This window comes from Paenibacillus sp. VTT E-133280 (assembly GCF_002264385.1).
GTDB classification, from domain to species: domain Bacteria; phylum Bacillota; class Bacilli; order Paenibacillales; family Paenibacillaceae; genus Paenibacillus_AQ; species Paenibacillus_AQ nitricinens.
In genome coordinates, this window is sequence record NZ_NFUX01000005.1 from 112,386 (window position 1) to 124,033 (window position 11,648).

The 11,648-nt window shown below is 46.2% G+C and carries 8 protein-coding genes; 2 read left to right on the top strand and 6 right to left on the bottom strand.

Annotated elements, in window-relative coordinates; all coding sequences use genetic code 11:
• Positions 1-299 precede the first annotated feature (299 nt).
• Together CA600_RS03855 and CA600_RS03860 are read left to right on the top strand one after the other, a co-directional pair.
• The gene (locus CA600_RS03855) at positions 300-1,541 is read left to right on the top strand and encodes a response regulator (RefSeq protein WP_179281519.1); all 1,242 of its coding nucleotides are present in this window, start codon (positions 300-302) and stop codon (positions 1,539-1,541) included.
• Positions 1,522-3,300, top strand: coding sequence for a sensor histidine kinase (locus CA600_RS03860; protein ID WP_094869007.1), 1,779 nt, complete (start codon positions 1,522-1,524; stop codon positions 3,298-3,300). The genes CA600_RS03855 and CA600_RS03860 overlap by 20 nt, the downstream gene beginning before the upstream one ends.
• A gap of 165 nt (positions 3,301-3,465) precedes the next feature.
• Here the strand turns inward: CA600_RS03860 and CA600_RS03865 are convergent, their stop codons facing one another.
• The 6 genes from CA600_RS03865 to CA600_RS03895 all read right to left on the bottom strand — a co-directional run bounded on the left by CA600_RS03865 (position 3,466) and on the right by CA600_RS03895 (position 11,587).
• Complete coding sequence (locus CA600_RS03865) at positions 3,466-3,960, bottom strand: GNAT family N-acetyltransferase (RefSeq protein ID WP_094869008.1); 495 nt, start codon at positions 3,958-3,960, stop codon at positions 3,466-3,468.
• 594 nt (positions 3,961-4,554) lie between these two features.
• Entirely contained in the window at positions 4,555-5,583 is a 1,029-nt protein-coding gene (locus tag CA600_RS03875) for a cache domain-containing protein (RefSeq protein ID WP_094869010.1), read from the bottom strand.
• A gap of 64 nt (positions 5,584-5,647) precedes the next feature.
• Entirely contained in the window at positions 5,648-8,095 is a 2,448-nt protein-coding gene (locus CA600_RS03880) for an alpha-L-rhamnosidase-related protein (protein ID WP_179281520.1), read from the bottom strand.
• A gap of 100 nt (positions 8,096-8,195) precedes the next feature.
• Positions 8,196-9,623 carry an ABC transporter substrate-binding protein gene (locus tag CA600_RS03885; protein ID WP_143812094.1) on the bottom strand — a complete coding sequence of 476 codons (1,428 nt, stop codon included), beginning with the start codon at positions 9,621-9,623 and terminating at the stop codon, positions 8,196-8,198.
• Positions 9,624-9,764: 141 nt separating this feature from the next.
• A complete protein-coding gene (locus tag CA600_RS03890; protein ID WP_094869013.1) occupies positions 9,765-10,649 on the bottom strand; it encodes a carbohydrate ABC transporter permease in 885 nt (294 codons plus the stop codon).
• Positions 10,650-10,654: 5 nt separating this feature from the next.
• The gene (locus CA600_RS03895; protein WP_218832755.1) at positions 10,655-11,587 is read right to left on the bottom strand and encodes a carbohydrate ABC transporter permease; all 933 of its coding nucleotides are present in this window, start codon (positions 11,585-11,587) and stop codon (positions 10,655-10,657) included.
• Between the last annotated feature and the right edge of the window lie 61 nt (positions 11,588-11,648).

The following is an 11,648-nucleotide window of genomic DNA, read 5'->3' on the forward strand; positions in this document are numbered from 1 at the left end:
CTCCTACAGCGTTCAATTTCGATGTCATGTATTTATAAAAGCGCTTACCGCTCTTTTACGGTTAAAGTCTATCACAGTACATTTTGCAAAAGTTAGGATGGAATCCTATGAAACGGTTTGTTAAGCTGTTGAAATATTTAGAACATCCGCTATGAGGCTATCGTTGTACAAAGCCACCGGGGAACATACTGCGAAATCGTTTGTGATCCTGACAACTAAGAAATTATCGCTCCTCTAAAAGAGGTTTCATGTTTATAATGGCTGTAAGACATATTAGAAACTACTTCGAGGTGAGGCCAATGTTGAAAGCGCTTATAGTAGATGATGAATATCTGGTTCGTATGGGCATCACTCAAACCATAGACTGGGCAGAATACAACGTTGAGATCATAGGAGAAGCCAGCAATGGTGAGGAGGGTTTGGAGCTTGCACTACAACACCGCCCGGATGTGATTATTACCGATATCCGTATGCCCTATATGAATGGTCTTGAACTCATCGAGAAAATACGGGAGCAGGACATGCTCGTAGGTATTGTCGTCCTCAGCGGTTATGACGAATTTCAATATGCACAGGCTGCATTGCGTTATGGCGCCTCCACCTATCTGTTAAAGCCCATTAACATAGAAGAACTCGCAGATACAGTAAGAAGCGTTGGTGATGAAATCCTGGGGAAAAAGCAACTCTCCAAGCGATATTCGCAGCTTAATGAGGAAATTGCCGCGATATCCAAACAATTCTGGCAGGATTTACTGCATGGCCAGCTGCATAGTGAGGAATTCATTACCAGCAAAATAAAGCTGCTGGAGCTGCAATTGGAACCAGGAAAAGCTATGCTGCCGCTGTCCATAGCCTTCCCTGCTGATAATGGTCTTCAAGGAACTGATGTAGGCAAAGCGTTGGAGGATGAAGCAGCGGTTATTCTGGAAGCGTATTCTTTTGAACAGCTCTGTCTATTCCGCGATAGTCATCTGGAGTGGGTTATGATACTCCGAACCGATGAACCTGAGCTTGCCGGTGATTCTGCCCGCAGATTAGGTAAGCAGCTATCGGAATGGAGCCAGCAGCACTTCGGCCAGGCTCTTAGCGTAGGCATCGGCAAACCAACTCAAGAATGGAACGGAATCGTAGATTCATACAAACAGGCTTCGCTGGCTGCGCAGCGTGCATTGTCTGGTATTGAACGCGTGTTGTACGCTGAAGAAGAGGCCGGAGCTCGATGCCGGCGTGAAATCAGAGATGCCCTCGCTTTTATCCGGGAGCATTATGCTGAGAACATTACCGTGGAGATGGTTGCTGCTGCGGTGTTCGTCAGTCCAACCCATTTAATGCATCTATTCCGCAAAGATCTAAACAAGACTTTCTATGAATGTCTGACGGAATATCGGATTGAAGAAGCCAAACGTATGCTGCGCAATCCGATGTACCGGGTCTATGAGGTGGGCAATCAGGTTGGTTTCACTGACTCCAAATACTTTAGCCAGATTTTCAAAAAGATGACGGGCATCCCACCGAGCGAATATGCAAAAACCTATGGTTAAGCTAACGATGGCCAACCGGATTAATTCTTGGATGCGGAGGTTCAAGATCAAAAGTCGGATTGTTGTTGTCCTGTTAGTGGGATTGTCACTGCATCTGGTGCTGATGCTTGTTATTTTCAACTTCTATTCCTATACCTATCTTCAAAAGGATCTGTACCGCCATGTCGTCCAGACTCAGCGCCAAATTGGTCTCAGTGTGGAGTTGATGGTCGATGACATTCAGATGTTGTTTCTGCGCTTTCTAGTGAACAGTGATATTTACCAGATCATTAATAACGATTCCCTGCCGGTAACAGACAAGGAATCACGGATCGGAGCTATCATCGACGGCATGCTGACCCAGAATGCTCTCGTGGGCAATGTGATTATAAGCACAAATGACAATATGCTTTATTCTTATCAGTCCAAGGAGCAGATGCTTGAGGTTCCCGAAGCCTTATTTATTAAACAGATACAGGAGAGCAGCATGCCTGTTGTTGGTGAGATCAAACGGGATGGTGACGGCAATGCCTATATTCCTTTCGGACAGCAATTCCGGAACTTCAATACGGGGCAAAATATCGGGGTTGTCATCATCTATGTCAGAGAATTCGCCTTGGCTGATCTTTATTCCTCCAGTTTCACTGGCATTGGCTACTCCTTCCTGACTTCCAGCGACCGGATTATATCTCACCCTGACAAGCGGCTCTTGGGCAATTTTTTGGAGGAGAACGCCCCCCTTCATCCGGGTCAGAAAGAAGGCTATCGCACCTGGTCAGATAACGGTAACTCCTACATCATTGCTACTTATCCTTTGAATCCTAGGTTGGAGACGCTTGGCGTTAGCTGGGAGTTCACCAGTGTGATTTCTAGCCACAAATTGCTGGAGGGAATTGCCAAGGGTAACCGAAATGCCCTTCTTTTCGCCAGTGTTACCTTCATTGTCCTACTGATTCTTTCCTTTTATCTGGCGGCCAAAATCACCCGTCCACTACTGAATTTGAAGAAGAAGCTGAGTCTGTTTGGCAAAAAAGACTTAGCTGCTGTCTATGAGCAGCGGGCACAGGTCGATGAGATTTTCCAGCTAGAGAACAGCTACTATCAGATGGTAGAACGGATCAGCCAATTAATGCTGGAAAAGGATGAAGAGAAAGAGAAGCAACGCAAAGCCGAGCTGACTGCGCTGCAATCGCAGATCAATCCTCATTTCCTCTACAACACACTGGATGCGATCGCCTGGATTGCCCGGCTAAAGAAGCAGCCCGACATTGAGCGGCTAATTTCTTCTCTGGCGACCTTTTTTCGGATTAGCCTGCATAAAGGCGACAAATTCGTCACTGTCGACGAAGAAATTCGCCTAGTGGAAAGTTTTGTGACTGTCGAGCAAATGCGTTTTCCGAATAAATTCGAGATTGAATACGACATTGAGGAATCGCTGCGCAAGGTCCGCATTCTGAAGCTGATTCTTCAGCCTATCGCAGAGAATGCGATCAAACATGGTATCAGCGAGAAACGTGGCATGGGCCGGATTTGGATTAAGGGTGAGTTGCTGGAGGATGAGATTCGTTTTACAGTGACGGATGATGGAGTCGGCTTTGCCAACGGCGCGACACTTAGCCAAGCCAAGGAAGATGTGCTGTTCCAGAGCGGATATGGCCTGCGAAATGTGGACGAACGGATTAAGCTGGAATACGGCCCTCAATATGGGCTAAGCATCTCCAGCACTCCGGGTCAAGGCACTACGGTTACGATTAGCTTGAAGAAGGAACTGCCCCATTAACTAAGATTGTTAGTGAATGCGGACATTACAAAGAAATCGTTCCTTTTTGAGAGGTAGGTGGTACTTCCACTTTTCTCACAAAGAACGATTTCTTTTTTTACTAATTCCTTGGATACGTTTATCAGTCTCATACAGTCGCCACAACTCACTAAAGATCATAGTGCTTTAAAAGTAATTGGGGATATCAAGTGATATGGAGTCGAAATCATTTTCTTTTGAGTAATACATACAAACACTGTCTTTATATTTTTGACTATCATTAGGTAGTACAATAAAACCTAATCCTATGTAAAATTCTATCCCAATATCACTATAAAGGAAAAAATCGTTACATTTTTCTTCCTTTTCAAGTTTATTTATCGTTTCTTTGACCAATAAAGAAGCGTATCCTTTTTTTCTTAAATATAAAGGGGTAGCGATTGAACCAATCCCTTTTACAATTTGGCCTTCAGAAAGATTTAGATCATATACGATGAGGGAACTTAATAGTTGCTTTGTGTCTGTTGCTTCAAGAACATACCACGTACCCTTTTTATACTTCTTTGAAGCCTGGCACATCGTTATATATTCTTCATATGGCAGATTATCTCCCCAAACATCATAGCCCATCTTATAAATTTCTATCATTTCCTCTTTTGTTGCTACCCTAATTTTTTTCAAAGTACCTCTCCTTCATTTTACGCGGTTATATTCTTTTCGACATTAAGCCTATCAAGACCTTTATTCTCCTAAAGCTAAACTGCCCGTTAACTGAAACAAATAAAAACGGCAGCCGAAGCAACCGCTAAATTCACTTTAGTATCCCGTTATCTTAGTACTTCGCGGTACAATCCATAATGTGTTCACATCGTGTTGAATGAGTTATCTTATCTTATTTTATTTTTTTCGGGAACCCATATACAAAAAGTATCATACCGAGGAACGTAAGGATTGGCACAAAGATATTATCGAAGAAGCCTGTAATATGAGTTTCAGGTAAGGTCTCAAACATGTTTGCTTCGTATAACGCAACAGTTTCATGGCTGCGAGCTATCAAAGAGCCCACACGTTCAATAGCATAGATTACTCCAGCGGAAATTAGAAAGGATGCCCCTAGTTTTCTGTATAAGTCGTTTCCCATAAAATATTTATATCCTCCTCTATTTTCGTTAACTATCTCTCCCATTACTCCATTTTACCACATTATTCCAATTGATAAATATTAGAATCTCATTTATTTCCCATAGATTCTGTCTGCTATTCTGACTGCCAATCTTAGTCTTTCATCGTGGAGTTAATTTTCAAGTATAACTGTTTCAGCGGATTAACAATACTGCCGCTAAGCTTTGAGATCAGCAACCAGAAAACTATGAACACCATGATGTTTAATCCGATCATTAAATACTTAAACGTCCGCAGCTCTGCATTCATTCCGTCTGCAGAGATATAGGTGACAATCCGCTCGTCCGATTCGGGCAGCGGATAGAGTAAAATCAAGCCGTCGGCCGTTTCACGCTCAAGTAGATCTGCATCACTACTGGCGATACCTTCTTGACCTTCCGGCTTAGCCGGATGATTCATTTTCGGTGTGGCCAGCGCTGTTCTAACTTCTTGCAGTCGCTTCATGGGCACATCCGCCGCATTCAGTAGCTTTCCGTTACTTGTCAGCAGATAAACTTCATTCTCGCCGTAGATCGTATTCTTGCCTGACAGGTAGAAGCTGTACAGCTTGTCAATCTCAACTTCGAGCGAGAGCAGACCTAAAACTTGCCCCTCCGCATCCTGAATTTTCACTTCAAGTAGCAGGCGGTCGCGCAGATCAGAAGGCGCATTCATCAGATGTTCCCGGTTCAGCACCGTCCAGCGCAAAGCCTGTTCCCGATTATCCAGAAATTGTTCCATCACCGGAACTTTCTTGATCTCTGCAAAGGGGAGAAGCCCGGATACATTGCTCGAGGAGTACGTCCCCCCTGCTTCACCCCAAATATAAATACCGAGAATGTCACTGCTAGAGGAGCGAATGCCCTCAAGTATCGGAGAAATCGCTCCGTCGTACGCTGGTTTTTTCAACGCATTCTGTACCACCTGATTGTTGGAGATAAGCTTGGAGGTCTCCTCTAGCCAGTTCATGAACAAAAGAGTGTTCTTATGCTGCTGGCCAGTGTATTGAACGGACAACTGCCGCAACATATCCAAACTTCTATGCTCCATAGTACGGTACAAAATGAAACTCGAAGCGGCAATGTAAACGGTAATAAACAGCACCAGGACAAGGCGGATGTTGCGGCCGAATGATCTGAACATATAACTCCCCATCCCCCTCTGGTGTATGAATCAACGAAAACGAAGCTCAATTGAAATCAGACTATCAGCTAAAGTGACTAATGTCGATCGCCTTATAAAAAGAACCTGCATCTGTCAGCAGCACTTCATGATTAGGCAAGATAATTGTAATCGCCGAACCTGCTGGCCAGTTAGCTTCAAAATGGAAGCTTTTATGTCCCGCTTCTGAATGGATTTCCCATTTTACATGTATTGGACCCAGACTTGTGCTTACGATTCCACTGGCCTGTTGCAGATCGCCGCAATGTGGCTTTACGGTTATTCCCTCTATCCCTTGCCGGACACCCAATATCCCTCTTGTGAACTCAGTGATCGGGAGAGCGCTCCAGGCGTGACAGTCACTTCTGGTTCCAACAGAGTCCATTTCCGGGAGTGTAGTGAGGTTCAAATCCAGCTGTTTCATCCAACGAGCCCATAGTCCGAAGGAGCGGTCATACAATCCGCAATGTTCCAACGCGCGAAAAAGATAATAGCTCATCGGCAGCGAAAGTTTAGCCAGTGATGTGTCAGCCATTGTAATCTCTAGTAGTGCTGCACCCTCTACAGCGTCCACCGTGCCAGCTAAAATCGCCCAGACCTGCGTATGCTGGCTCAGCTGTGTTTCCGCTGTTGCCGCCGGGCTGTCGCGGAACATCAGGCTGTTCGTTTGGCGACAACAATCCAGCACTGCAGCGTTGACTGCGGCTTTTCGCTGACGTAGTTCACCAGCAATCTGTGTCCAACCGCTGGCTGCAAGCAATTCAGCCGCTTGCTCCAGCGCGGCCGCATACATCAAACTAAGCATGGTCGCAGGTGTATCATCCGTACAGTCTGGTGCACCAAGTGGCCATTCTTCTACCCAGTCAAAATAATTCCAATATTGGCGAGGCGTTCTGTCCACCAGACCTTGCGGTGTCAGTCGCTGATCGAACCAGTCCAATACGGATAACAGTGGCAGTCGGTACCGATTTACGATAGCCAGATCTCCAAAGGATCTGTAGTGGTCATGAATCATCCCGATCCAATATAAAGAGAAGGAGGGGATGACCTGTGGCAGCACGGAGGGGTAGCGGCTTTGCAACATGCCATTTGGCAGCTGCGAAGCCCTGTAATCTTCCATTGCCCTCCGTGCCAATCGGTCGTCTCCTGATAACAGGTACGTAAATTCCATCATCAGTTTGGTATCCATGGTATATTGCAACTGTTCATAATACGGCGTATCCTCGTAGGTCTCATGCATGCAGCGTTGAAGTGTTCGGACACTCAGCTCCCAGAGCTGGTTATATCGTTCATCGTTGCAATGAAAGCTTCCTTCCGGCAGCAAAGGATATCCGGTCTCCCGATAACTGAAGCCGGATATCGTCAAAGGTTCGGCTCCAGTATTCACCTCCAGCCGGATATACCGGAAGGTACGAAACCAGAATGGCTCATAGCTTTCCATCTGCACCGAGGTGCCATAACCGGCAGGATGATAGCAGTCATATCCTCCTCTTAACACATTCTCCTGCATATCATCACGGATGGATTTGCGGCGGATCTCGTCATCTCCAGTCTCTTCTTCGTAGCACTCGGCGTACAGCAGGGTGATTCGGCTACCTTTCCCCCCAAGAAGCTTAAGCTGCGGATAAGCTGTGATTAGCTCTCCTGCATCCAGCTCCAGCCAGAGTTGCTGCCACGCTTCCACGTGTATTCCTGCTAATGGCCGCGAAGCTCCACCAGCTTCATTCCGCAGCTCCAGACTATGCCCGTTTTCAAAAAGGGCTTCCCCTTCACCACTGCTGCTGCGCATCAGCTTCAGGAAGAGCTGATCGCGCTCATACAGCAGCGGAATCGGTCGCTCCGCCAATTGCCAGGGGGTTAATTGACCATAATCATCCCGCACCGGCTGTACAATCCCTGCGGCTAGCCAGGCGCTGTCGTCATATTCCGGCAGAATCCAATTCAGCAGCGACATGTCCCCCTCCACCTCTTCCAATCCGCCCATCCAGCGCATAATCGGAAACGGCTGAAGCCGGTAGCTGTGGTCCCTAATGCTTTTCCATGAGGTATCCGTATTAAGTTCCTGTACAATCTGCCCATTGTTCATAACATCCGCTTCTACAAGCAAGCCGCCTTTTTGCGAGCGCCAAATCGATAGAGGACCGTCTTCACCCAATTCAAATGGCGAAGTCCCAGCATAATGAACTACCATAACAGCAATCACATTTATACCTGGTTGCAAAACGTCATTCAAATGGAACTCCTCATAATAGTGTACATGACCATGACCCTTGCAAGGACCAGCCCATAAACGCTGCCCGTTAACAAAGAGTCTGTAGCGGCTGTCAGCTGTAATGGCCAAATTCAGACTGTAGGCCCTCCCCGCTCCAGCTGGCAGCTCAAACATTTTGCGAAAATACACCCGCTCGTGTTGCTGCTCCCAACTTTCAGTTCCTTCCTCGTCCAAAGGCCAGATCCATCGCGCGTTCCAGTCTCCCCATTCTTTTGCTGCCATATAATGCACCTCTCCTTTATCCCTTAGAGTAGATTTTGGCAATGTACGCAGAAACGGCATCGCCGTCCTTTAGAAGGACGACGCCGCCGTTTGACTGTGTTTATTTCACCTTGTCGAGATAATCACGTTGGAATTCTTCAGCAGCCTTAGTCAAAACCTCCAGTGGATCTGCGTTTTTGTCCGTTAGGACGGTTTGCAGTACAATATCCAACTTCTGGTACAATTCCTGAGCGTTGACCGGCTCTTCTGCCCGCATGCCTTTACTGCCGTTGTCCATATAATCACGGAACAAATCCAAGTTTACATTGTTGTATTTGTCGAGAATCTTCTGTTCTTCACCGATCCGCTTCTCATCTGTCCAAATCCGCAGTCCGTATGGGCCTACGATCAGCCCCTGATCACTCAGTGTCTTTTTCTCGATATCCCAACCAGTCAACGCCTCCTCTGAGGATTCCGGAGTGAATCCGTAGGTTTTTAGCCATTTGAATCCAGCATCAATCTGCTCAGGTGTTACATTAGGCGAAAACATATATAGACCACCTCCGAGCAGGGTTACAGGTTTTCCGATCGGCCCAACTGGAAGTGCGGACATTGCCACATTATCTTTAGACATTTTGGTCTGCTGCTGGATGACTGGAGACCAGTCATTCGTGCCGAAGCTCATTGCGACTTGATCGGTACCGAACAAGCGGAACATGTCATTTGTAACATCGACCAGATTATTATCTGGCAGAACATCATATTTCCATTTCAAGTCCTTCACATATTGCAGTGCTGCCGCTGCTTCTGGAGAATTGAACACCGCTTGCCATTTGCCATCTACCTGTTTTTCGAATTCCGCGCCGTATGCCCAGGCAATATTCATGAACATCCAACCGCCCTGGCCACTTTTTGTTGGCAGGAACATTCCCGCCTTACCAGTCTTTTGCTTGATGATCTGCGCGGTTTCTGCCAGCTCATCATATGTCTTAGGGAACTTTGGTATGCCTTTATCGTCCAACAGACCAGCTTCCTTAAAGAGATTCATATTGTAGAGCATGCCGATGACATATCCGTCCTTCGGAATCCCGTAATATTTCCCGTCTTTGGTAACCATCTTAAGCAGATCTGGATTGATCGCCTGATCATAACCATATTTTTTCATAGTATCCGTTATATCAGCTGCGTAATTTGCTTTGATAATTTTGCTTGTTTCTGTAAAAAAGGTTTCGTAAACCGTTGGAAGCTGACCACTGGCCGCTTTAGGCAGGAAAGAGCTGACGTCATACCCCCATTCATCCTTGTCCACAATGATATCCGGAAAATTAGCTTTCATCTTCGCCATAACCTGCTCATACTGGGCAATTTTGGCTTCCTCATTCGGCTTCGGCCAGTTACTGACCTTGATCGTCACTTGTTTGTTGCTCGCTTCTTCCGTATTCCCCCCGGCGTTCTCTTCTTTGGAACCTCCGCAGCCAGCCAGACCGGCCGTAAGAAGTAATGTTAGCGCCAGTGTAGCTGTAATTTTTTTGGTGTGTTCGATTCTCAATGTAATTCCCCCTAAGCTTATTGTTAAAGCATTCTTCACAACATGTAAAGCGCTTTCTTTTGAATCTGAAATCATCTTACCACGCACCTTCTGCAGCACCCTACGGGGCAAAACTGTGAAATGGTTTGTGATCGGGTGATGTTACCCTTTAATACTTCCACCAAAGGATTGCCCGTTCATAATGTACTTTTGGAAAAAAACAAACAGGATAATCGGCGGCAGGATCGCAAACGTCAGCGCAATAAACTGAATGTCCTGCGGCAAAGTCGCTTTCAGATTGTAAATGGCCACAATGACCGACCAGGTCGATTTATCCTTCAGCACCATAAAAGGCCAGAAGAAATCCTGCCAGACACTGTTCATCGTTAGTATCGTAATTGTTGCCATAACCGGTCCGCTGAGCGGAAGTATCACCCGGATAAAGATACCGATCGTGCTCGCTCCGTCAATTTTGGCCGCTTCCAGCAGCGCCAGAGGGATGGTATCAAAAAAATTCTTGAAGATCAGAATTACCACCGGATTCACAGCAGCCATAAACCACATCGGCCAGTAAGTATTGGTCAGGTTCAAGTGTAACAATGGAAAATCAATCAGGTTTTTGAACAGCGGCACCATCCCGACTGTATTCGGAACCATCATGGTCCACACGATCAGAGCAAACAGCAGTGCACTCCCTCGAGGCTTAAGCTTGGAAAAAAAATATCCTGCCAGCCCGTTAAACGTAAGGCAAAATAGTACAGAACCGACAGCTAAGTATGCCGTATTCAGATAATAACTGAGAAAGTTAAATTCCTGCCAGGTCTCCCATAGCTTGCCAACATTGAATGAGCGAGGAATCAGGGTGGGCGGGATCGCATAGAACTCTTTGATGTCTTTAAGACTCGAGACCATAATCCAGACCGGAGGCAGAATACAGACGGCGGCAAGCACAATCATCAGAATGAACATGCACCAATACAGCACGCGCACCCAAGGTGATCTATATTCTATATTGCCGATAATGCCAAATGCTTCTTTTGTTTTCATAGCTTCTACTCCCTGTTCAATTTCTTATCCAGCCGGAAATAAATAATAGTAAGCACCATCAGAACAAGAAAAGTAATAACCCCCAGCGCCATGGAATGCCCTGCTTCAAAACTCCGGAATGCATAATAATAGCTTTGCAGCATCAACGTCATTGAGGCATTATTCGGCCCCCCCTCGGTCATGACCAGAGGCTCGTTGAAGATCTGGAATACACCGCTAATCTGCAAAATCATCATCAATCCGATCATACTGGAGATTTGCGGAATGGTGATGCTTTTAAATCTTCGCCATACATTCGCACCGTCGATGGAAGCCGCTTCGTACAGATCATGATTAATGCTTTGCAGACTGGCTAGATAGAGCAGCACCGTTCCCCCAAAATTCCGCCAGGTAATCGTGAAAATAATCAGCATAATCGTCATGTCCGGGTCCTGAAGCCACTGCTGCACCGGGAATCCCAGAGCGCTCAGCATAATATTCAGCACGCCGCCCTTCCCAGGCTCAAACAGAAACATCCATAACATCGAGGCAGCAATGCCGGGAACCATGCTCGGAAAAAAGACTGAAAAGCGAAAAAACGATTTCCCATGCCTGAGCTCATTGATCACAACTGCGACAATAATGGGTACAGCAAATCCAATCAGCAGCGACCAAAACACATATACAAAAGAGTTGGTCAGTGTCTGCTGAAACGCTGAGTTCTGTATCACATCCTTGTAATTCTGCAGTCCGGCAAAGCTTACGGCATTATAACCCTCTGTATTGAAAAAAGAGAGCACAATGCCCTTGATCAGCGGCTGCCAGGAAAAAAAGAAAAAGGCAAAAAGCGTAGGGACAATTAATATCCAAGAGGACCAATCTCTAAATAGACGCCGCACAGGATAACTTTTCTTTTTCTTAGTCATTAAAGGATTTAGTTCAGTGGTTTTTCCAATCATGCTCCTGTCCTTCCTTCCTCCCGAAGCCAAGATTCACTCCGGTCAGGCGTTGTTAGTTGTT

Bases quoted from the DNA above. Each gene is read 5' to 3' on its own strand.
- CA600_RS03880 (WP_179281520.1), bottom strand. From the start codon at position 8,095: ATGGCAGCAAAAGAATGGGGAGACTGGAACGCGCGATGGATCTGGCCT.
- CA600_RS03875 (WP_094869010.1), bottom strand. From the start codon at position 5,583: ATGTTCAGATCATTCGGCCGCAACATCCGCCTTGTCCTGGTGCTGTTT.
- CA600_RS03855 (WP_179281519.1), top strand. From the start codon at position 300: ATGTTGAAAGCGCTTATAGTAGATGATGAATATCTGGTTCGTATGGGC.
- CA600_RS03860 (WP_094869007.1), top strand. From the start codon at position 1,522: ATGCAAAAACCTATGGTTAAGCTAACGATGGCCAACCGGATTAATTCT.
- CA600_RS03895 (WP_218832755.1), bottom strand. From the start codon at position 11,587: ATGATTGGAAAAACCACTGAACTAAATCCTTTAATGACTAAGAAAAAG.
- CA600_RS03890 (WP_094869013.1), bottom strand. From the start codon at position 10,649: ATGAAAACAAAAGAAGCATTTGGCATTATCGGCAATATAGAATATAGA.